Source organism: Janthinobacterium sp. SUN120 (assembly GCF_030397735.1).
In the GTDB taxonomy this organism is placed as follows: domain Bacteria; phylum Pseudomonadota; class Gammaproteobacteria; order Burkholderiales; family Burkholderiaceae_D; genus Janthinobacterium; species Janthinobacterium kumbetense.
This window is the reverse complement of sequence record NZ_JAPUBW010000002.1, coordinates 1241662-1261474: the sequence shown is the minus strand read 5'-3', so window position 1 is coordinate 1261474 and position 19813 is coordinate 1241662. Positions and strand designations below refer to the sequence as shown.

The window sequence follows — 19813 nt, the reverse complement described above, 5'->3', positions numbered from 1 at the left end:
TAACACATGGCACAGATGGAAAATAGTCAGCAAGTGGCGCTTTTGCGCGGGATCAATGTCGGCCGCGCCAAGCGCGTGGCCATGGCCGACCTGCGCAAGCTGCTGGGCGACCTGGGTTTTGCACAGGTGCGTACCGTGCTCAACAGCGGCAACGTCGTGTATGACGGGGGCAAGGTCGCGCCGGCCGACGCCGCTGCCCGCATCGAGGAAGCGCTGGTGCTGAAACTGGGCGTGGCGGCCCGGGTGACGGTGCTGTCGGCCAGCCAGTTTGCCGAACTGATCGAACAAAACACCCTGGCGCCGGCGGCCGATGCGGCCCGTCTGCTGACCTTGGTGCTGAACAATCCGGCCGACATGCAGCGCCTGGCGCCCCTGGCGCAGCGGCCGTGGCAGCCGGAAGCGCTGGTCCTGGGGCGCTGGGCCGCGTATGCCTGGTGTCCCGACGGCGTGTTGGCCAGCAAGGTGGTGGCGGCGCTGGGCGTGCTGCTCGGCGATGGCGTCACCTCGCGCAACTGGGCCACCATGCAAAAATTACATGTGCTGCTGAACGGGCCGGAGGCGGCCGCCACCTCTTCATTTTCCAAGGAGTACTGATGCCTACCATTCGCGGTACCTTCGACGTCATCATCACCCCGGAAACCTTGTCGGACACGGCCGCGCAATCGGGGCTGGGACGCCTGTCGCTCGACAAGCGCTACCACGGCGCCCTCGACGCCAGTGCGCGGGGCGAGATGCTCAGCGCGCGCGCCAGCGTGGCGGGCTCGGCAGGCTATGTGGCGCTGGAGCGGGTGGAAGGCACGCTGGACGGACGTCACGGCAGCTTTTATTTGCAGCACAGCGGCACGATGACGCGCGGCGCGCCGGCCTTGTCGGTGACGGTGGTGCCCGATACGGGGACGGAGCAATTGCAAGGGCTGTCGGGCAGCCTGGCCATCCGCATCGAAGAGGGAAAGCATTATTATGCTTTCACGTATGAGATTGCTGACGCGCCATGAACTGGGAGATCGTCAAGGGCGTGCTGATATTGCTGGTCGCCGTCAGCGTCCTGGGCACGGCCTTCGTGCTCATTTCCGCCTCGGGCACGGACAAGGCGGCCTGCATCGCACGCGCCCTGAAGTCGGGCATTCCTGTGGGTAATATCGAACGGGTTTGCCGCTTGCTGGACAAGTGAGCATCAAGTGAGCATCAACCCAGGCACGGCAGGCAAAAAAAATTCCGCGCAAGGCGGAATTTTTTTTAAGGCAGCGGCATCGGCTGCCGGAATAGGGTCAGCTATCGAATTTTTCCTGTTTTTCACCGTGCATGCTAAAGGCCAGCAAGCCCAGCCCCACCAGCAGCATCGAGACCATGCTCGCTTCGGGCACGGGCGGCGGCACGTTCGTTTGCTGCACGGCCGGGGCCGTGGCGGCTGCGGACGGAGGCAGTGCGCCGTGGCGCGCACCGGTGCTGCTCCAGCGCGGGGCCGCGTTGAGCATGGTGCCCTGCGCCAGCAGGCGCGCATACGGCAAGTCCGGTGTGTCCCAGCCGGGATTGTCGGCAGTGCTGGTGAAACCGAGACTGTCGTCGCTCACGACCTGGGCGTGTGTCGTGGGCGGGGTGCTGGCCGCCGCACTGCCGGCGCACGCCGACAGCGCCAGCATGGCCATGCCTAGCGGCTGAAGTAACTTCATCTTTGACTCCCTGGTTCACCGTGCGGTGCGGTCGAAAACCGGCCTGCGCCTGGACGGACAATGCGCCTGTACGGGGGCGTATCACGATTTTTCTGAAGAGGTCTTATTACAGCACAAGTCGTGGCAATTTTGCTACGCTTATTTACTTTAAATTACGAATATTTATCATTTTGATAGCGTGATGGCTATCGCTGCCGCACACTTCGCATGAGCACGCTATCGCCGAAAAACACTGTTGTTTTTTTGTGCGAATCGCCAGCAGGAAAACAGTATATTGATTAGTATATTGTTTATCGCATGATGATCAATATGACCGCCTGTGGGAGGGCACGATGGAGACAGTCGCAACACAACACGCCGAATACAACCTCGACGCCATGCGTGGCTCGGCCTACAAGGCCAGCTCGCTGCTCAAGGCCATGGGCAATGCCGACCGATTGATGCTGCTGTGCCAGCTATCGCAGGGCGAGCATTGCGTCAGCGACCTCGAGCAAAAAGTGGGCATCGGCCAGCCGACCCTGTCGCAGCAGCTGGGCGTGCTGCGCGAAGAGATGCTGGTGGCCACGCGGCGCGACGGCAAGCAGATCTATTACCGCGTCGCCAGCGCGCCCGTGCTGGCCGTGCTGCAAGTGCTGTACGCGCAATTTTGCGCGCCACGCCCCACGTTCAACGACGAAGCGGACTGAGTATTTCCATGCACATCGACTGGCAGCATTTCACGCCGTGGGCCTCGCTGGCCGGCGGCATGCTGATCGGCCTGGCCGCGGCCCTGCTGATTCTGTTCAACGGCCGCATCGCCGGCATCAGCGGCATCCTCGGCGGCTTGCTGCGGCCGCGTCGTGGCGACCTGGGCTGGCGCATCGCCTTTCTTGCCGGCCTGGTCGGCACGCCCTTGCTGTATTCGCTGTGGCAAGCCTTGCCGCCCGTGCAGATCGACGCGGGCACGCCCGCCCTGATCGTGGCGGGTTTGCTGGTGGGCGTGGGCGTGCGCTATGGCGCCGGCTGCACCAGCGGCCACGGCGTGTGCGGCCTGTCGCGCCTGTCGCCCCGTTCGCTGGCGGCCACCATCGCCTTCATGGCGGCCGGTTTCCTCACCGTCTATCTGTTGCGGCATCTGTGGGCAAGCTTATGAGCAAGCTGATCCTTTCCCTGTTGAGCGGCCTCGTCTTCGGCCTGGGCCTGATCGTTTCCGGCATGGGCAACCCGGCCAAGGTGCTCGGCTTCCTCGACCTGGCCGGCGCCTGGGACCCGTCGCTGGCGCTGGTGATGGGCGGCGCCATCGGCGTGGCCCTGCCCGCCTTCTGGCTGGCGCGGCGGCGCAGCACGGCGCTGCTGGGCGAACCCATGCAATTGCCAGTATCGCGGCGCATCGACCGGCGCCTGCTGCTGGGCAGCCTGGCCTTTGGCGCGGGCTGGGGCATCGCCGGTTTCTGTCCCGGCCCCGCCCTCGTCTCCCTGCTGGCGGGCCAGCCGAAGGCGTGGCTGTTTACCGGCGCCATGCTGGCCGGCATGCTTGTCTTTGAAGTGCTGGAGCGCCGCAAGCTGCCGGCGCCGGCCTGAGACGGTACAATCTGGCGCATCGCCACTTGAAGATACCCGCCTGACATGAAAACCGTGATTTTCCGCGCCGGCGCGCGCGCCGCCCTGTTGTGCAGCGTGCTGGCGCTTGCCGCCTGCGGCAGCTTGCTGAAGAAAGATGCTCCGCCCGCTCCTGTGCCCGTGGCCGACACCTTGCCCAATCCGCAAGTGTTGCTGCTGGGCGAAGTCCATGACAATGCGCAAGGCCAGCGCCTGCGCGTCGAGGAATTGCGCCGCCGCCTGGCGACCGGCTGGCGTCCCGTGATTGTCATGGAACAGTTCGACCGCGAAAACCAGGCCTTGCTGACGCGCGCCGCGCGCGATTGCGCCGACCCCGATTGCATCATCCGCGTGATGGAACAGCCGCGCTGGGACTGGAGCTTGTACCGGCCCGTGCTGGACCTCGTCATCAGCTACCAGCTGAGCCTGGTCGCCGGCAACCTGTCGCCCGCCGACGCCTCGCGCATCGTGCGCGACGGCATCCAGTGGGCCATGCCGCCCGCCATGGTGGCCACGTACCTGGCCGCGCCCGTGCCGGCCGATATCCTGGACGGACAAGAGAAGGAAGTCCAGGCGGCCCGCTGCAATATGCTGCCCGACATGATGATCAAAGGTATCGTCAACGCCCAGGTGGCGCGCGATATCTGGATGGCCAAGCTGATCCGTGACCAGGCGCCGCGCGACGTGGTGTTGATCGCCGGCAACGACCACGTGCGCAAGGATATCGGCGTGCCCCGCTGGCTGAAGCTGGCCGACCCGCAGCTGAACGTGCGCAGCATCGGTTACCTGGAGCAGGGCGGCAGCGGCTACAAGGGCACGTTTGACCTGACGCAAACGATGCCCGCGCAACCGCGCCCGGACCCGTGCGCCAAATTCAAGAAATAAGGTTCAAGCAATAAGCGCTACTGCTGCACCCGCACCAGGGCGCTGACCCGGCTTGCCGTATCGAGCAGTTTCGGCAAGCTGTGTTCCAGCAGGTGCGCGACGGACGGCCCCGCCGTCTGGCCGCTGACGTTGATGGCCGCCACCACCTTGCCGGCCCGGTCGAACACGGGCGCGGCGAGGGCGATCAAGCCCTGTTCCAGCTCTTCCTGCACCAGGCACCAGCCTTGGCGCCGTACTTGCGCAATCTCTTCCATCAAGAGATCGATATCGACCTTGGTCGCCGGCGTGATTTTCAGCAGCGCCATCTTCGACAGCCGTTCGCGTAGCACCTCGGGCGCCAGGCCCGACAGTAAAACCCGTCCCATCGAGGTGCAGTAGGCAGGCAGGCGGCTGCCGATGCCCAGGTTGATCGACATGGTGCGGTGCGCGGACAGGCGCACCACATACACGATGTCGTCGCCGTCGAGCACGGTGGCCGAGCACGACTGGCGCAAGGTCTGCATCAATTCTTCCAGCAGCGGCTGCGCCTGCGTCCACACGGGCAGCGACGACAAATAGGCATAGCCGAGGTCGAGCACCTTCGGCGTCAGGCGAAACAGCCGTCCATCCGCTTCCACGTAGCCAAGATGCAACAAGGTGTGCAGGATGCGCCGCGCGCCTGCACGCGTCAGCTGCGCCCGCTCCGCCACTTCGCTCAGGGTCTGTTGCGGCGCGTCCGCGCCAAAGCTGCGCAGCACGGCCAGGCCCCGCGCGAACGATTGCACATAGCTGTCGCCGGGGCGCGGCGCGCCGTCGGCATCGAGGGTTTCTTCGGCGGAAAGGGGCGTGCTGCTGCGTGCGGTCATGGCGATTCCAATTGGTCAAGGTGGCAATTATAGCCATGGGGCCGGCGAAAACGGCAAATTGACAAGCGCCCCGATCAGGCATATTCTCACGAATAAGTTCTAAATACGAATATTTGTTCGTTGTGCGAACAAATGTCTGATGAGTTTGATTGGGAGGAGACAGGCAATGATCGACAAACTGCGTTCCAGCGTGCTTGATGCGCTGGCCGATATCCACGATGGCGCCACCGTCATGATTGGCGGCTTCGGCGGCGCGGGCCAGCCGGCCGAGCTGATCGACGGTTTGATCGCCCAGGGCGCGCGCGACCTCGTCATCGTCAACAACAATGCGGGCAATGGCGACACGGGCCTGGCCGCCCTGCTGAAAAACGGGCAAGTGCGCAAGATCATCTGCTCGTTCCCCCGTCAGGCCGATTCCCACGTGTTCGACGCGCTGTACCGCACAGGCAAGCTGGAGCTGGAATTGGTGCCGCAGGGCAATCTGGCCGAGCGCATCCGCGCCGCCGGCGCCGGCATCGGCGGCTTTTTCACGCCCACGGGTTACGGTACGGACTTGGCCAAGGGCAAGGAAACGCGCGAGATCGACGGCCGCATGTATGTGTTCGAGTCGCCGATCCACGCCGACTTCGCGCTGATCAAGGCGGAGCAGGGCGACCGCTGGGGCAACTTGACTTACCGCAAGACGGCGCGCAACTTCGGCCCCATCATGGCCATGGCCGCGAAAGTCAGCATTGCTTCCGTGCATGAAGTTGCCGAGCTGGGCAGCATCGATCCCGAGCACGTCATCACGCCGGGCCTGTTCGTGCAGCGCCTGGTGCAAGTGCCGCGCACGGCCACCGGCCCCGCCGGCTTCAAAGCTGCCTGAGGAATATCAAGTGAATAAATGGAATCGAGATCAAATGGCGGCCCGCGTGGCGGCCGACATCCATGAAGGCAATGTCGTCAACCTGGGCATCGGCTTGCCGACCCTGGTGGCGAACCACTTGCCGGCCGGCGCGGACATCATCCTGCACAGCGAAAACGGCGTGATCGGCATGGGCCCCGCGCCCGCGCCGGGCGAGGAAGACTATGACCTGATCAACGCGGGCAAGCAGCCCGTCACCCTGCTGGCGGGCGGCAGTTATTTCCACCACGCCGACAGCTTCGCCATGATGCGCGGCGGCCACCTGGACATCTGCGTGCTGGGCGCGTTTCAAGTCTCCGCCACGGGCGACCTGGCCAATTGGCACACGGGTGCACCGGACGCCATTCCCGCCGTGGGCGGGGCCATGGACCTGGCCATCGGCGCGAAAAAAACCTGGGTCATGATGGAATTGCTGACCAAGACGGGTGAAAGCAAGCTGGTACAGGCATGCACGTATCCGCTGACGGGCATCGCCTGCGTCAGCCGCATCTACAGCGACCTGGCCGTGCTCGACCTGTCGCCCGCCGGCGCCACGGTCGTCGAACTGGTGGACGGCTTGAGTTTCGAACAGTTGCAAGCGTTGACGGCCGTGCCGCTGACGGACGGACGTTAATTCACCGCCCATTCAATACACTTTCTTGGAGGAAAGAAGATGACCCATGCTTACATTTGCGACGCCCAGCGCACACCGTTTGGCCGCTATGGCGGAGGACTCGCCGGCGTGCGCGCCGACGACCTGGGCGCCGTGCCCATCCGCGCCTTGATGGCGCGCAACCCGAATGTGGACTGGACCGCCGTCACCGACGTGCTGTACGGCTGCGCCAACCAGGCGGGCGAGGACAACCGCAACGTGGCGCGCATGGCGGCCTTGCTGGCGGGCTTGCCCGACAGCGTGCCGGGCGCCACCCTGAACCGGTTGTGCGGCTCGGGCCTGGACGCCATCGGCAGCGCCGCCCGCTTCATCAAGAGCGGCGAAGCGGGCTTGCTGATCGCCGGCGGCGTGGAAAGCATGAGCCGCGCGCCGTTTGTCATGGGCAAGGCGGACAGCGCCTTTTCGCGCGGCATGAAAATGGAAGACACGACCATCGGCTGGCGCTTCATCAACCCGCTGATGAAGGCGCAGTACGGCGTCGATTCGATGCCGGAAACGGCGGAAAACGTGGCGTCGGACTTCGGCATCAGCCGTCTTGATCAGGATGCGTTTGCCCTGGCCAGCCAGGTCAAGGCGCTGGCGGCGCAGCAGGCGGGCGTGTTCGACAGTGAAATCTGCCCCGTCAGCATCGCCCAGAAGAAGGGCGACCCTGTCATCGTTGCCCGCGACGAGCATCCACGCGCCACCACCCTGGAAACCTTGACGAAACTCAAGCCCGTCGTGCGCGCGGATGGCACGATCACGGCCGGCAACGCGTCCGGCGTCAACGATGGCGCGGCGGCCCTGCTGCTGGCCGACGAGGCGAACGCGGCCCGCTTTGGCTTGACGCCCCGCGCGCGGGTCGTGGCCATGGCGACGGCTGGCGTGGCGCCCCGCATCATGGGCATCGGCCCCGCACCCGCTACCCTGAAAGTGCTGGCCATGACGGGCTTGACCCTGGCCGATTTCGACGTCATCGAACTCAATGAAGCGTTCGCCGCCCAGGGCCTGGCCGTGCTGCGTCAGCTGGGTTTACCCGACGACGACCCGCGCGTGAACCCAAATGGCGGCGCCATCGCCCTGGGCCACCCGCTGGGCGCGTCGGGCGCGCGCCTGGCGATGACGGCCGTCAACCAGCTGCACCGCACGGGCGGGCGCTATGCACTCTGCACCATGTGCATCGGCGTGGGCCAGGGCATCGCGCTGGTGCTGGAACGGGTCTGATTCCGCCCGCCTGCAGGTGAAAAAAGTTGCCGGTGATACGTATTAACGCGTATGCCGGGCGGCTTTTTGACCCTGATCAAGGGCGTATGATGCAAAACCAGCCTGGGCAACCCGGCTGGCGTTGGCTTTTTCACACGAACAAGAAGACTGATATGACATCCCACGATACTCCGCATGACGTTGCGCAGCTGACATCCCAGCAGCGCATCAAGGCCATCATTGGCGCTTCCTCCGGTAACCTGGTCGAATGGTTCGACTTCTACATTTACTCGTTCTGCGCGCTGTACTTCTCGCACGCCTTCTTCCCTTCCGGTAACCCGACGACGCAGCTGCTGCAGACGGCCGGCATCTTTGCCGCCGGCTTCCTCATGCGTCCCGTGGGCGGCTGGCTGTTCGGCCGCATCGCCGACAAGTACGGCCGCCGCCAGTCGATGATGATTTCCGTGCTGATGATGTGCGGCGGTTCGCTGATGATCGCCGTGCTGCCCACGTATGAAACCATCGGCGCCTTCGCCCCGTTCCTGCTGCTGGTGGCGCGCCTGTTCCAGGGCTTGTCCGTGGGCGGCGAATACGGTACCAGCGCCACTTACATGAGCGAAGTGTCGGAATCGGGCAAGCGCGGTTTCTTCGCCTCGTTCCAGTACGTGACCCTGATCGGCGGCCAGTTGCTGGCGCTGCTGGTGCTGGTGGTCTTGCAGCAATTGCTGACCCTGGAAGAATTGCGTGCCTGGGGCTGGCGCATCCCGTTCGTCTTCGGCGCCTTGGCCGCATTGGTGTCGCTGAACCTGCGTAAATCCCTGACGGAAACGACCACCGCCAGCGAGCGCAAGGACAAGGACGCGGGCAGCTTGCGCGGCTTGCTCAAGCACAAGCGCGCCTTCATCACCGTGCTCGGCTTTACGGCCGGCGGCTCGCTCGTGTTCTACACGTTCACCACCTACATGCAGAAATACCTGGTCAACACGGCCGGCATGGATACCAAGACGGCCAGCGCCGTCATGACGTGCGCCTTGCTCGTCTACATGATTTTGCAACCGGTGTTCGGCGCCTTGTCGGACCGCATCGGCCGCCGCACCTCGATGCTGTTCTTCGGCGGCCTGGCCACCCTGTGCGTGTTGCCGATCATGCATGCCTTGAAAGACATCACCAGCCCGTACGCGGCGTTCGGCCTGATCATCATCGCGCTGGCCATCATCAGCTTCTATACGTCGATCAGCGGCTTGATCAAGGCGGAAATGTTCCCCGTCGAAGTGCGCGCGCTGGGCGTGGGCCTGTCGTATGCGGTCGCCAACGCCATGTTCGGCGGTTCGGCCGAATACGTGGCGCTGCAGTTCAAGGCTTGGCACGTGGAAGAGTATTTCTATTGGTACGTGACCATCATGTGCCTGATTTCCTTCATCGTGGCCATCCGCATGCCGGACCCGAGCCGCTCGGGACTGCTGAAGTAAGCTTGCCGTAAAATAAGGGGACACTGCGGTGTCCCCTTTTTCATCACCGCCTTTTTATCGTGCCGATCAGGAGTTTCCATGTCGTATGTCATTGCCGCAGCCATCCAGCCCAGCGTTCCCGTCAGCGGCAGCGTTGATACTTTCCCCGTCCACCGCATCTATTGCGTGGGCCGCAACTATGTCGACCATGCCAAGGAGATGGGCCACACGGGCCGCGAGGCGCCGTTTTTCTTCATGAAGCCTGCCGACGCCGTGCTGCCCGTGCCTGCCGGCACGACGGGCGAGTTGCCGTATCCGGCGCAGACGCAGGATTTCCAGCACGAGATGGAACTGGTGGTGGCCATCGGCAAGGGCGGCAGCGATATCGGCGTGGCCGATGCGCTGAGCCACGTGTGGGGCTATGCGATCGGCCTGGACATGACGCGCCGCGACGTGCAGGGCGCGGCGAAAAAGCAGGGCCGTCCGTGGGAGACGGGCAAGGCGTTCGAGCACTCGGCGCCCATCGGTTCCATCACCCCGGCCGCGCAGGCGGGCGACGTCAGCCATGCCGCCATCACCCTGCACGTGAATGGCGAGTTGCGCCAGGGCAGCAGCATCGACATGCTGATCTGGAATGTGGCGGAAACCATCGCCGACCTGTCGACCTACTTTACCTTGCAGCCCGGCGATCTGATCTACACGGGCACGCCGGCCGGCGTGGCGGCCGTGCAGCGCGGCGACGAACTGGTGGGGGCCATCGATGGCCTGGAGACCTTGCGCGTGAAAGTGGTCTAAGTTGTCAAGGAGACTGGCATGATGAATGACACGTATGCTGTGGCGCAACCCACGCGGGCCGGGATCGACGCCCTGGCGGGGCCGGCCCTGCTGGAATTTGGCACGGGCTGGTGCGGCCACTGCCGCGCCACCCAGGCGCCGCTGGCCGCCGCCTTTGCGCAGCACCCCGAGGTGCCGCACCTGCGCGTGGAAGACGGCCCCGGCCGCGCCCTGGGACGTTACTTCCGGGTGAAACTGTGGCCGACCTTGATTTTCCTCAAGGATGGCCAGGAAGTGGCGCGCCTCGTGCGCCCGCTCGACAGCGCGGAGATCGCCAAGGCGTTCGCCCTGATCGACGCGTAGGCGGTTTCCATCATTTCTTGCCGCACCGCACCACTGCGCGTATCATAAGCCGCTTACAGCAAGATCAACCGCATCCTTCGTGATGCAGGCGCGATCATCGCCGGCCCGCTCCACCCGGAGGGGCCGCAGGCAAGGATTCACCACAAATGACCGATGCCGCGATGCCGACGCGCGGGTCTGGTACGGAATGCCTGGCGATACGCCGGGCCTGATACACGTCGCCCATCCCCTGACGCCTTTCCTGCCGTGCCCCGGGTAACCGGATGGCGCACGACCGTTGTTTCTCTAAATCAGCACTGATCACGGCGCGTTAGCGCGCGTTGCCGGCAGTTCGCTACGGCAACTAAAACCGTTGTTTTTTGTTTGCAAATTTAATAGCAAATGCGCAGCAAATGCATGCACGCAAGGCTATGATATGCGAACGACACGGAGACAACGTGCTGTGCTGCTGCCTGAAAAAACATCCAGAGAATGGCCTTTAGACACCCTCCCCAAGGAGCGCAGTAAATGAGCACCCCCCCCAAGAAAAATTCCCCCGGCACGGTGCTGTTCGCCAGCCTGATCGGCACCACCATCGAATTCTTTGACTTTTATATCTACGCCACCGCCGCCGTGCTGGTGTTCCCGAAACTGTTCTTCCCCGCCGGCGACCCGTCGGCCGCCGTGCTGCAGTCGCTGGCCACGTTCGCCATCGCCTTCTTCGCCCGTCCCATCGGTTCGGCCGTGTTCGGCCACTTCGGCGACCGCATCGGCCGCAAGGCGACCCTCGTGGCCGCCTTGCTGACCATGGGTATCTCCACCGTCATCATCGGCTTGCTGCCGACGTATGCCGCCATCGGCACCCTGGCGCCGCTGCTGCTGGCGCTGTGCCGTTTCGGCCAGGGCCTGGGCCTGGGCGGCGAGTGGGGCGGCGCGGTGCTGCTGGCCACGGAAAATGCGCCACCGGGCAAGCGCGCCTGGTACGGCATGTTCCCGCAGCTGGGCGCGCCGATCGGCTTTTTCCTGTCGGGCGGCATCTTCCTGCTGCTGAGCGAAACCATGACCGATGAGCAATTCTTCAGCTACGGCTGGCGCATCCCGTTCCTCGCCAGCGCGCTGCTGGTCATCGTCGGCCTGTACGTGCGTTTGAAGATCACGGAAACGCCGGACTTCCAGAAAGTCATCGACAAGAACGAGGTCGTCAAACTGCCGGTGGCCACCGTGTTCCGCCAGCATGGCCGCATGTTGTTTCTGGGCACCATCATCGCCCTGGCCACCTTCGTGCTGTTCTACCTGATGACGGTGTTCGCGCTGAGCTGGGGTACGACCAAGCTGGGTTTCACGCGCAAGGAATTCCTCGTCGTGCAGCTGTTTGCCGTGCTGTTCTTCGCCCTCACGATTCCATTCTCGGCCGTGCTGGCCGACCGCCGCGGCCGCCGCGCCACCCTGATCTGGGTCTCCGTCGCCATCGCCATCTTCGGCCTGGTGCTCGCGCCCATGTTCGGTTCGGGCGTGACGTGGGAAGTGACGGTCTTCATGGCTGTCGGCCTGGGCCTGATGGGCATGACCTACGGACCGCTGGGCACGATGTTGTCCGAACTGTTCCCGCCCGAAGTGCGCTACACGGGCGCGTCGCTGACGTTCAACCTGGCCGGCATCCTGGGCGCTTCGCTGGCGCCGTACATCGCTACCTGGCTGGCCACGAACTATGGCTTGCAATATGTGGGCTATTACCTGTCGCTGGCAGCCGTGCTGACCCTGGGCGCGCTGCTGATGGTAGGCAAGCCACGCGAGGGCAAGGAAGCCTGGCAGTAACACCCCTCTGACCCCACCGGTCCCGAAAGCCGCCAGCTGCAACGCTGGCGGCTTTTTTTGTCGGTAAAACACCACGGCGCCCGCCTGCCGAGATTCTTGTTGACAGTCAAAATCGGCTGGTGGTAAGGTGTGCACACGTGTGCAATGCAGTGCAAGTCTTGAAAAAGCACATCCCTGGACAGTGACACCGCAAGATAGCGGTGCGGTCTGAAGTACCACAACGACAACAAACTTGGAGTGAGACGATGAAGATGCGCAATGTTGCGATTGCTATAAGCCTGGCCCTGCCGATGACGGCCATGGCCGCCGAGGAACGCCTGTCCGTGCTGTGTTCGGCCGACATGGAGTGGTGCCAGCTGATGAAGAACCGCTTCGAGGCGGAAAGCAAGATCAAGGTATCGATGATCAGGAAGAGCGCTGGCGAGGCCTACGCGAAGATCCGCGCCGAAGCGTCCAACCCGAAATCGGACATCTGGTGGGGCGGCACGGGCGACCCGCATCTGCAAGCGGCCGCCGAAGGCTATACGGAAGAATACAAGTCGCCCACCCTGCCCAAGCTGCAGCCGTGGGCGCTCAAGCAGGCCGAGACGGCCAAATACCGCACCGTCGGCATCTACATCGGCATCCTGGGCCTGGCCTACAACGAAAACGTGCTGAAGAAGAAAAACCTGCCGCCGCCCCAATGCTGGAAAGACCTCGTCAAGCCCGCCTACAAGGGCGAGATCGAGATGGCCAACCCGAACTCCTCGGGCGCCGCCTACAACGCGCTGGCCACCGTGGTGCAGCTGTTCGGCGAAGAGGAAGCCTTCGATTTCCTGGCGAAAATGGGCCAGAACGTCAGCAAGTATCCGAACGCGGGCGTGGCGCCCGGCGAGGACGTGGGCCGCGGCGAAGCGGGCGTGGCCATCGGTTTCATGCACGACCTGATGAAACTCACCGTGGCCGGCTTTCCCGTGAAAGTCTTGCCGCCCTGCGAAGGCACGGGTTACGAGATCGGCTCGATGAGCATCGTCAAGGGCGCGAAAAACATGGAGCAGGCAAAGAAATTCTATGAATTCGCCCTGCGTCCCGACGTGCAGAGCGAAGCCGTGAAGGCGCTGGCGTTCCAGATCCCGTCCAACGTGGCCGCCACCATTCCCGCCGCCTCGCCGCGCCTGGAAAACATCAAGACCATCAACTACGACTTCGCCAAGTATGGCGCCTCGGACACGCGCAAGCGTTTGCTGCAACGCTGGACGACACAGATTTATTCGGCTGGCAATTAAGGCGTAAAGACTGTCATCGTACCGAACCTGCCGCATGCCGCAACGGCCATGTCGGCAGGTCTACTTAGCTGGATAGAGACCTCATGAAAAAGATATTTTACGGCTGGCTGCTGGCCGCCCTGGCAGCGTTGTGCCTGTTGCCCTGGCAGCAACAGGAAGCGGGATTGTTTGCCGGCGAATGGTTGCGCGACGGCCAGTTCTTCAGTGACCGTGGCGCACCGGCCGTGCTGCACCTGCTGTCGTTCGGCGCCTGGCCGCTGGGCGTGTTCTTCGCCCTGATCGCCGCCAGCGCCGCGCTGGTAGCCGGCAATGTACCGCGCAAGACCCTGGGCCTGGGCCAGATCGCCATCGGCGGCGCTGGCTTGCTGTGGCTGGCATGGCTGGGCTGGGGGCCGCTGGCCGCCGGCACGGGCCTGGGTTTCGGCGCGCTGCTGCTGGCGCTGTGCCTGCTGTTCCTCCTCACCTCGGGCGCGGCCGCCTGCGGCGTGTGCCGCGGCGACGCCTTCGTGGCCGGCGCCATCGGCCTCATCATTTGCCTGATTTCCCTGTTCGTGCTGTTCCCCGTCGCGCTGATCCTCGTCAGCGCCGGCCAGCCCATGGATGATGGCGGCACGGGCGCCGCCGCCCTGGCGCGCCGCCTGGCGGACCCCGGCATCTGGAGCCTCAATTGCGTGTCCGGCCCCGGCCGCTGCGGCGTGGCCTGGAACACCCTGGCGCTGGCGCTGCTGACGGGCGTGTCGGCAACCTTCCTCGGTCTCGTGTTCGCCCTCTTGGTGACGCGCACCAATGGCCGCTGGGTGCGCCCGATGCGCGCCATTACGATACTCCCCATCGTCACGCCGCCTTTCGTGCTGGGCCTGGCCCTGATCCTGCTGTTCGGCCGCAACGGCGCCATCACGGGCCTCGTCGGCGACCTGTTCGGTATCGAGCAGAGCCGCTGGCTGTACGGCATGACGGGCGTGTGGCTGTCGCAGATGCTGGCCTTTGCGCCGATTGCCTTCATGACATTAATTGGTGTGGTGGAAGGCGTCAGCCCCTCGCTGGAAGAAGCGTCGGGCACCCTGGGCGCCAGCAGCTGGCAAACCTTCGTCAAGGTGTCGCTGCCCTTGATGCGTCCCGGCATCGCCAATGCCTTTTTGCTGTGCTTTATCGAAAGCATGGCCGACTTTGGCAACCCGATGGTGTTGGGTGGCAACTTCCACGTGCTGTCGACGGAAATCTTCTTTTCCGTGGTGGGCGCCTCGAACGACCAAGGCCGTGCCGCCACCCTGGCCATCGTGCTGCTGACCTTTGCCGTGGGCGCCTTCTTCATCCAGAACTTGTGGCTGGGCAAGAAATCGTATGTGACGGTGACGGGCAAGGCCGACCACGGCGGCCACGCCTCGCTCAACCCGCGCCTGAAAACCATGCTGTGGACCATCGCCCTGCCATGGTTCGCCTTCACGGCCCTGATCTACGGCACGGTGGTGGCGGGCGGCTTCGTGAATAACTGGGGCCAGGACAACGCCTTCACCTTGCGCCATTACATCGACGCTTTCGGCATCACGGCGGGCGCTTCCGGCTGGCACTGGACGGGCCAGGCCTGGCCGTCGCTGTTCACCACCTTGACGATTTCGGCCATCGCCGCGCCCTTGACGGCCTTTGTCGGCATCCTCTCGGCCTGGCTGCTGGTGCGCCAGCAATTCGCCCTGAAAAGCGCGTTCGAGTTCGGCACCATGCTCAGCTTTGCCATTCCCGGCACCGTCATCGGCATCAGCTACATCCTGGCGTTCAACTCGGCGCCCATCGAGTTGACGGGCACGGCGACGATTTTGATCCTGTGCTTTGTCTTCCGCAACATGCCGATGGGCTTGCGTACGGGCATCGCCGCCATGCGCCAGCTCGACGGCAGCCTGGACGAGGCCTCGATCACCCTGGGCGCCAGCAGCTGGACCACCATGCGCAAGGTCATCCTGCCGCTGTTGCGCCCGGCCATCGCCTCGGCCCTCGTGTATGGCTTCGTGCGTTCGATCACGTCGATCTCGGCCGTCGTCTTCCTCGTCAGCGCCGATTACGACATGGCCACGTCCTACATCATCGGCCTGGTGTCGAACGGCAACTACGGCACGGCGATTGCCTACGCCACGGTCTTGATCGTCGTCATCCTGCTGTGCATCCAATTGATCCATTTGCTGGTCGGCAAGCGCCGCCTTCGCCGCGTCAGCGCCGAAAAAACGCTGCCGGCCGCCGTTCCCAACCTGGAAAAGAGCTACGCATGAACCACTTTACTACCCATGAAACAGCCATCGCCGCGCTGGAATTCGATGGCGTCACCAAGCGCTACGGCAAGGCGCTGGCCGTGAACGATGTGTCGTTCACGATCGCGCCGCGCACCATGGTCACCCTGCTGGGCCCCAGCGGCTGCGGCAAGACCTCGACCCTGCGCCTGATCGCCGGCCTGGAACGCGTCAGCGCCGGACGCATCCTGCTGGCCGGCGAGGACGTCACCTTGACCTCGGCCGCCGAGCGCGACGTCAGCATGGTGTTCCAGTCCTACGCCCTGTTTCCGCACATGACGGTGCTCGACAACGTGTGCTACGGCCTCATCGTGTCTGGTGAAACCAAGCCGCGCGCCGTGGAACGGGCGCAGGAAAGCCTGCGCCTGGTGGGCCTGGCCGACTTTGCCGCGCGCTTCCCGAACGAGTTGTCGGGCGGCCAGCAGCAGCGGGTGGCCGTGGCCCGTTCGCTGGTGCTGCAGCCCAAGGTGCTGCTGCTGGACGAACCGCTGTCGAACCTCGATACGAAACTGCGCCGCCGCGTGCGCGACGAGATCCGCGACATCCAGGTCAAGCTGGGCTTGACGGCCGTGTATGTCACGCATGACCAGGAAGAGGCGCTGGCCATTTCCGACCAGATCATCGTGATGAACCGGCAAGTGATCGCGCAAAAGGGCACGCCGCACGAGCTGTTCGAATCGCCGGCCGACAAATTCGTCGCCGACTTCATCTGTAACGCCAACATCGTCGATGGCGTGATCGAAGCGGTGGCCGACGGCAAGGCCACCTGCGTCATGGGCAAGTTGCGGCTGCGTCTGCCATGCCGCAGCCAGCGCAGCGGCGAAGCGAGTTTCGCCGTGCGTCCGGAAGCGATCCTGCTGTCGCCTGCGCAGCCCGACAGCGCCATGGTGGTGCGCGTGGCGCGCGCCACCTACCTGGGACGCGAAATGCAATACACGCTCGACACGCCGGTCGGCGAACTGTTTGCCGTCTCGCACGACTTGAGCCAGGTTTTCACGCAAGGCACATCGGTCGCCATGACCGTACACGAACATGGCGCAGCCATCATTGGAGGACAAGCATGACAGATATGACACAGGCAGCGGCACTGGCCGACGCGGCCACCCTGGAGCGCTATGCCTACGCCCGGCACATCATCCGCCAGGCCGGCGAGATTGCGCTGGGCATGTTTCACCGCCGCACGGAACTGGTGATCGAGGAAAAGGGCTTGCAGGACATGGTCAGTATCGCCGATCGCATGGTGGAAGACTATGTGCGCGCGCAAATCGCCGCGCGTTTTCCTGACGACGCCGTGGTGGGCGAGGAGCGGGGCGGCGGGGCGTCGGACGCGCACTGCGTGTGGGTCATCGACCCCATCGACGGCACGGCCTGTTTCGTCAACGGCATGCTGGCCTGGTGCGTGTCGATTGGCGTGCTGGTCGACGGCAAGCCGGCCATCGGCGCCGTGTACGACCCGAATGCGGACGAGCTGTTCCACGCCTGCCAGGGGCAGGGCGCCTACGTGGCGGCGAAGGCCGGCGAAACGCGGCTGCGCGTCAACGACGTGGCCAGCCTGCAGGGCGGCGTGCTGGGCGTGGGCTTTTCGCACCGCGTGGGCACCGACACCTTTTTACCGTTCCTGCTCGACGTGCTGGAAGAGGGCGGCATGTTCATCCGCAACGGTTCCGGCGCGCTGATGATCGCCTATGTGGCGGCCGGGCGCCTGATCGGTTATTTCGAGCCGCACATCAATTCCTGGGATTGCCTGGCCGGTATCGTGCTCGTCAACGAGGCGGGCGGGCGCTGCAATGATTTCCTGGCCGATAACGGCCTGGAAAAGGGCAATCCCATCCTGGTGGGCGGCCCCCGCCTGTATCCGCAACTGGCGGCGCTGGCCTTGCCGCGCTGTGCCTGAGCACATTTTATTGAAAGGGAGGACAGGCGTCCGGCGAGGGGCGCGCGGAGTGGCAACACACTGTTGAGCATCATGAGTAATCCACCACCATAAAAACAAGCAGGAGACAAAATGAAAAACGGGATGAAAAACGAGATGAATACCATGCAGTTGAACAAGATCGCCGCCGTATTCTTGCTGGCCGTGCCAGGCTGCGTGCTGGCCGAATCGAGCGTCGTCGTGTACGGCCGCATCCATGCAGGCTTCGACCGTATCGAAACGTCAAGCTCGGCCACGGCGCCGAATGGCGAATCCATTTCTCGCGTATCGGACAATTCCTCGAAGATCGGCTTCCGGGGAAGGGAAGACTTGGGTAATGGCAACACGGCCTTCTTCCAGATCGAGGGCAATGCCAAGCTGGACGATGGAACGGGCGCCATCAATAGCAAGGATACCTTTGTCGGGCTGGAAAATCCCGCCTATGGCCGTATCGCGCTGGGCCGCTTCGCCACGCCGATTCGCCAGATCAACGGCTACACCAACCGTTTCGTGGGCGAAGGCATCCAGGATGACGCCAACATCTCCCAGCTGGGCGGCGAAGGCTTCAACCGCCGCAGTTCGAACGCCGTCAGCTACCGCACGCCCGTGCTGCAAGGCTTCAGCGCCACGATTTACCGCGCCAGCGAAAACGAGGCATCGAACGGCGACCGCATCTATTCGGGCATCGTGCAATACGTGAACGGCCCCATCAAGGGCGCCGTCGGCTATGAAAAGCACAAGGACTTGCGTCCCGGCTTCAGCGAAAAGATGTTCCGCGCCGTGGGCAATTACAACTTCGGCGGCGGCGACGTGGGCGTGGCCTGGAACCGCATGGTGTATGACGTGGCCGGCGGCGACTTGCAGCGCGACTACTTCACCATCACGGGCGCCTACAAGGCGGGCGGCGGTTCCTTCATCGGCCGGTTCGGCGTGGCGGGCGACGTGTCCGGCAGCGCGCCCAACGGCAGCAGCGTGACCATCAAGGCGACCACCCTGGTGCGCGGCGACGACAGCGGCGCCAAGCAGGCCACCCTGGGCTACGAGTATTACCTGTCCAAGCGCAGCACCGTCTACGCCTACTACACGCAAACGAATAACGATAGGAACGCCAACTACACGTTTGGCGGCAATGCCTTCGCCGCCACCAAGAAGGGTGCCAAGCTCAGCGGTGTGATGCTGGGCGTCATCCACCTGTTTTAACCTTTTTTGCCCGGATTTGCACACGTGTGCATTTCCGGGCTGCATTATCCCGACTATCAAGGAGATGGAAATGATTCAAGTGGCATTGTTCGGCGCCGGGCGCATCGGCCGCATTCACGCCGGCAATCTGGTGCGCCTGCCTGGCGTGCGCCTGAAATACGTGGTCGACGTGCATGCGGGCGCGGCGGCGGAAGTGGCGGCCCTGCATGGCGCCAGCGTCGCCAGCGTGGAAGTTGTGCTGGCCGACCCTGAAGTCAAGGCCGTGCTGATCGCGTCGAGCACGGATACGCATGCGGACCTGATCGTGCGCGCGGCGGCCGCCGGCAAGGCCATCTTTTGCGAAAAACCCGTCGACCTGACGCTGGAGCGTGCGCGCGCCGCCGCGGTTGCCGTCAAGGATGCTGGCGTGCTGTGCATGCTGGGTTTCCAGCGCCGCTACGACCCCACGTTTGCCGCCGTCAGGCAGCGCATCGCAGCGGGCGAGATCGGCGCGCCGGAGTTGCTCATCGTCACCAGCCGCGATCCGGGCCCGCCGCCCGTCAGCTATATCCAGGTATCGGGCGGCATCTTCAAGGATATGCTGATCCACGATTTCGACATTTTCCGCTGGATACTCGACGATGAAGCCGTTAGCGTGCACGCCACGGGCAGCTGCCTCGTCGACCCCGCCATCGGTGCGGCGGGAGACCTGGACACGGCCGTCGTCACCATCCGTACGGCCAAGGGACGTTTGTGCCAGATCAATGCCTCTCGCCGCGCCGCCTACGGCTACGACCAGCGCTTCGAAGTGCTGGGCAGCGCCGGCATGCTGCAGGCAGGCAACCACAAGCCGACGGAAGTGACGGCCTATGGTTCGGTGAACGTCAGCGTGGACAAGCCGGAAGATTTCTTCCTGGAACGCTACCGCGCCGCCTACGCCAGCGAAATGGCGCACTTTTTCGACGCCTTTGCCCATGGCGCGCCCTTGCGCACCACCGTCCATGATGGCTTGAAGGCACTGGAACTGGCCGAGGTGGCTACCGTGTCATGGCGCGAACAGCGCATCGTGCAATTGTCATAAGGAAT

General features: G+C 64.0%; 22 protein-coding genes. 20 read left to right on the top strand and 2 right to left on the bottom strand.

Annotated features, from left to right (window positions below):
• Nucleotides 1–6: 6 nt before the first annotated feature.
• The 3 genes from O0879_RS15370 to O0879_RS15360 are packed head-to-tail and all read left to right on the top strand — an operon-like array spanning nucleotide 7 to nucleotide 1171.
• Nucleotides 7–594 carry a DUF1697 domain-containing protein gene (locus tag O0879_RS15370; protein WP_099666564.1) on the top strand — a complete coding sequence of 196 codons (588 nt, stop codon included), beginning with the start codon at nucleotides 7–9 and terminating at the stop codon, nucleotides 592–594.
• Nucleotides 594–995 (top strand): DUF3224 domain-containing protein, encoded by a 402-nt coding sequence (locus O0879_RS15365; protein WP_289917243.1) that lies wholly within the window; start codon nucleotides 594–596, stop codon nucleotides 993–995. The genes O0879_RS15370 and O0879_RS15365 overlap by 1 nt, the downstream gene beginning before the upstream one ends.
• Complete coding sequence (locus tag O0879_RS15360; protein WP_099666566.1) at nucleotides 992–1171, top strand: hypothetical protein; 180 nt, start codon at nucleotides 992–994, stop codon at nucleotides 1169–1171. The genes O0879_RS15365 and O0879_RS15360 overlap by 4 nt, the downstream gene beginning before the upstream one ends.
• 97 nt (nucleotides 1172–1268) lie before the next feature.
• On the opposite strand, the gene O0879_RS15355 is transcribed toward O0879_RS15360, so the two are convergent.
• Entirely contained in the window at nucleotides 1269–1670 is a 402-nt protein-coding gene (locus O0879_RS15355) for a hypothetical protein (protein ID WP_289903572.1), read from the bottom strand.
• A 332-nt stretch (nucleotides 1671–2002) separates the two neighbouring features.
• Here O0879_RS15355 and O0879_RS15350 point away from each other — a divergent pair, with 332 nt between their 5' ends.
• The 4 genes from O0879_RS15350 to O0879_RS15335 are packed head-to-tail and all read left to right on the top strand — an operon-like array spanning nucleotide 2003 to nucleotide 4133.
• Nucleotides 2003–2356 (top strand): metalloregulator ArsR/SmtB family transcription factor, encoded by a 354-nt coding sequence (locus tag O0879_RS15350; protein ID WP_035822023.1) that lies wholly within the window; start codon nucleotides 2003–2005, stop codon nucleotides 2354–2356.
• A gap of 8 nt (nucleotides 2357–2364) precedes the next feature.
• Nucleotides 2365–2802, top strand: a complete 438-nt coding sequence (locus tag O0879_RS15345; RefSeq protein ID WP_289917242.1) for a YeeE/YedE family protein — start codon at nucleotides 2365–2367, stop codon at nucleotides 2800–2802.
• Nucleotides 2799–3230 carry a YeeE/YedE family protein gene (locus tag O0879_RS15340; RefSeq protein ID WP_289917240.1) on the top strand — a complete coding sequence of 144 codons (432 nt, stop codon included), beginning with the start codon at nucleotides 2799–2801 and terminating at the stop codon, nucleotides 3228–3230. Before O0879_RS15345 ends, O0879_RS15340 begins: the two co-directional genes overlap by 4 nt.
• 45 nt (nucleotides 3231–3275) lie before the next feature.
• Complete coding sequence (locus O0879_RS15335; RefSeq protein WP_289917238.1) at nucleotides 3276–4133, top strand: ChaN family lipoprotein; 858 nt, start codon at nucleotides 3276–3278, stop codon at nucleotides 4131–4133.
• Between the two features lie 17 nt (nucleotides 4134–4150).
• Here O0879_RS15335 and O0879_RS15330 read toward each other — a convergent pair whose 3' ends face one another.
• Nucleotides 4151–4978 carry an IclR family transcriptional regulator C-terminal domain-containing protein gene (locus tag O0879_RS15330; protein WP_289900328.1) on the bottom strand — a complete coding sequence of 276 codons (828 nt, stop codon included), beginning with the start codon at nucleotides 4976–4978 and terminating at the stop codon, nucleotides 4151–4153.
• A 166-nt stretch (nucleotides 4979–5144) separates the two neighbouring features.
• On the opposite strand from O0879_RS15330, the gene O0879_RS15325 reads away from it, so the two are divergent.
• The 13 genes from O0879_RS15325 to iolG all read left to right on the top strand — a co-directional run bounded on the left by O0879_RS15325 (nucleotide 5145) and on the right by iolG (nucleotide 19808).
• A complete protein-coding gene (locus tag O0879_RS15325; RefSeq protein ID WP_289917237.1) occupies nucleotides 5145–5843 on the top strand; it encodes a 3-oxoacid CoA-transferase subunit A in 699 nt (232 codons plus the stop codon).
• A 10-nt stretch (nucleotides 5844–5853) separates the two neighbouring features.
• Entirely contained in the window at nucleotides 5854–6495 is a 642-nt protein-coding gene (locus O0879_RS15320) for a 3-oxoacid CoA-transferase subunit B (protein WP_099666572.1), read from the top strand.
• A 39-nt stretch (nucleotides 6496–6534) separates the two neighbouring features.
• A complete protein-coding gene (gene pcaF, locus O0879_RS15315; RefSeq protein WP_289917233.1) occupies nucleotides 6535–7737 on the top strand; it encodes a 3-oxoadipyl-CoA thiolase in 1203 nt (400 codons plus the stop codon).
• A 152-nt stretch (nucleotides 7738–7889) separates the two neighbouring features.
• Nucleotides 7890–9185 (top strand): MFS family transporter, encoded by a 1296-nt coding sequence (locus O0879_RS15310; protein ID WP_099666574.1) that lies wholly within the window; start codon nucleotides 7890–7892, stop codon nucleotides 9183–9185.
• 78 nt (nucleotides 9186–9263) lie between these two features.
• Entirely contained in the window at nucleotides 9264–9959 is a 696-nt protein-coding gene (locus tag O0879_RS15305; protein WP_289917230.1) for a fumarylacetoacetate hydrolase family protein, read from the top strand.
• Nucleotides 9960–9977: 18 nt separating this feature from the next.
• Entirely contained in the window at nucleotides 9978–10301 is a 324-nt protein-coding gene (locus tag O0879_RS15300; RefSeq protein ID WP_289913233.1) for a thioredoxin family protein, read from the top strand.
• Between the two features lie 507 nt (nucleotides 10302–10808).
• Nucleotides 10809–12095, top strand: coding sequence for an MFS transporter (locus O0879_RS15295; protein WP_099376599.1), 1287 nt, complete (start codon nucleotides 10809–10811; stop codon nucleotides 12093–12095).
• 245 nt (nucleotides 12096–12340) lie between these two features.
• Nucleotides 12341–13360, top strand: coding sequence for an ABC transporter substrate-binding protein (locus tag O0879_RS15290; protein ID WP_099666577.1), 1020 nt, complete (start codon nucleotides 12341–12343; stop codon nucleotides 13358–13360).
• Between the two features lie 83 nt (nucleotides 13361–13443).
• The gene (locus O0879_RS15285; protein ID WP_289917229.1) at nucleotides 13444–15618 is read left to right on the top strand and encodes an iron ABC transporter permease; all 2175 of its coding nucleotides are present in this window, start codon (nucleotides 13444–13446) and stop codon (nucleotides 15616–15618) included.
• Nucleotides 15615–16700 (top strand): ABC transporter ATP-binding protein, encoded by a 1086-nt coding sequence (locus O0879_RS15280; protein WP_251350319.1) that lies wholly within the window; start codon nucleotides 15615–15617, stop codon nucleotides 16698–16700. The genes O0879_RS15285 and O0879_RS15280 overlap by 4 nt, the downstream gene beginning before the upstream one ends.
• Complete coding sequence (locus O0879_RS15275) at nucleotides 16697–17530, top strand: inositol monophosphatase (protein WP_289913235.1); 834 nt, start codon at nucleotides 16697–16699, stop codon at nucleotides 17528–17530. The genes O0879_RS15280 and O0879_RS15275 overlap by 4 nt, the downstream gene beginning before the upstream one ends.
• A 111-nt stretch (nucleotides 17531–17641) precedes the next feature.
• A complete protein-coding gene (locus tag O0879_RS15270; RefSeq protein ID WP_099666581.1) occupies nucleotides 17642–18748 on the top strand; it encodes a porin in 1107 nt (368 codons plus the stop codon).
• 70 nt (nucleotides 18749–18818) lie between these two features.
• Entirely contained in the window at nucleotides 18819–19808 is a 990-nt protein-coding gene (gene iolG / locus O0879_RS15265) for an inositol 2-dehydrogenase (RefSeq protein ID WP_289917225.1), read from the top strand.
• The last annotated feature ends 5 nt before the right edge of the window (nucleotides 19809–19813 follow it).

What these genes read in the sequence shown, in the direction of transcription:
- O0879_RS15370 (WP_099666564.1), top strand. Translation starts at nt 7, where the DNA reads ATGGCACAGATGGAAAATAGTCAGCAAGTGGCGCTTTTGCGCGGGATC.
- O0879_RS15365 (WP_289917243.1), top strand. Translation starts at nt 594, where the DNA reads ATGCCTACCATTCGCGGTACCTTCGACGTCATCATCACCCCGGAAACC.
- O0879_RS15360 (WP_099666566.1), top strand. Translation starts at nt 992, where the DNA reads ATGAACTGGGAGATCGTCAAGGGCGTGCTGATATTGCTGGTCGCCGTC.
- O0879_RS15355 (WP_289903572.1), bottom strand. Translation starts at nt 1,670, where the DNA reads ATGAAGTTACTTCAGCCGCTAGGCATGGCCATGCTGGCGCTGTCGGCG.
- O0879_RS15350 (WP_035822023.1), top strand. Translation starts at nt 2,003, where the DNA reads ATGGAGACAGTCGCAACACAACACGCCGAATACAACCTCGACGCCATG.
- O0879_RS15345 (WP_289917242.1), top strand. Translation starts at nt 2,365, where the DNA reads ATGCACATCGACTGGCAGCATTTCACGCCGTGGGCCTCGCTGGCCGGC.
- O0879_RS15340 (WP_289917240.1), top strand. Translation starts at nt 2,799, where the DNA reads ATGAGCAAGCTGATCCTTTCCCTGTTGAGCGGCCTCGTCTTCGGCCTG.
- O0879_RS15335 (WP_289917238.1), top strand. Translation starts at nt 3,276, where the DNA reads ATGAAAACCGTGATTTTCCGCGCCGGCGCGCGCGCCGCCCTGTTGTGC.
- O0879_RS15330 (WP_289900328.1), bottom strand. Translation starts at nt 4,978, where the DNA reads ATGACCGCACGCAGCAGCACGCCCCTTTCCGCCGAAGAAACCCTCGAT.
- O0879_RS15325 (WP_289917237.1), top strand. Translation starts at nt 5,145, where the DNA reads ATGATCGACAAACTGCGTTCCAGCGTGCTTGATGCGCTGGCCGATATC.
- pcaF (WP_289917233.1), top strand. Translation starts at nt 6,535, where the DNA reads ATGACCCATGCTTACATTTGCGACGCCCAGCGCACACCGTTTGGCCGC.
- O0879_RS15310 (WP_099666574.1), top strand. Translation starts at nt 7,890, where the DNA reads ATGACATCCCACGATACTCCGCATGACGTTGCGCAGCTGACATCCCAG.
- O0879_RS15305 (WP_289917230.1), top strand. Translation starts at nt 9,264, where the DNA reads ATGTCGTATGTCATTGCCGCAGCCATCCAGCCCAGCGTTCCCGTCAGC.
- O0879_RS15300 (WP_289913233.1), top strand. Translation starts at nt 9,978, where the DNA reads ATGATGAATGACACGTATGCTGTGGCGCAACCCACGCGGGCCGGGATC.
- O0879_RS15295 (WP_099376599.1), top strand. Translation starts at nt 10,809, where the DNA reads ATGAGCACCCCCCCCAAGAAAAATTCCCCCGGCACGGTGCTGTTCGCC.
- O0879_RS15290 (WP_099666577.1), top strand. Translation starts at nt 12,341, where the DNA reads ATGAAGATGCGCAATGTTGCGATTGCTATAAGCCTGGCCCTGCCGATG.
- O0879_RS15285 (WP_289917229.1), top strand. Translation starts at nt 13,444, where the DNA reads ATGAAAAAGATATTTTACGGCTGGCTGCTGGCCGCCCTGGCAGCGTTG.
- O0879_RS15280 (WP_251350319.1), top strand. Translation starts at nt 15,615, where the DNA reads ATGAACCACTTTACTACCCATGAAACAGCCATCGCCGCGCTGGAATTC.
- O0879_RS15275 (WP_289913235.1), top strand. Translation starts at nt 16,697, where the DNA reads ATGACAGATATGACACAGGCAGCGGCACTGGCCGACGCGGCCACCCTG.
- O0879_RS15270 (WP_099666581.1), top strand. Translation starts at nt 17,642, where the DNA reads ATGAAAAACGGGATGAAAAACGAGATGAATACCATGCAGTTGAACAAG.
- iolG (WP_289917225.1), top strand. Translation starts at nt 18,819, where the DNA reads ATGATTCAAGTGGCATTGTTCGGCGCCGGGCGCATCGGCCGCATTCAC.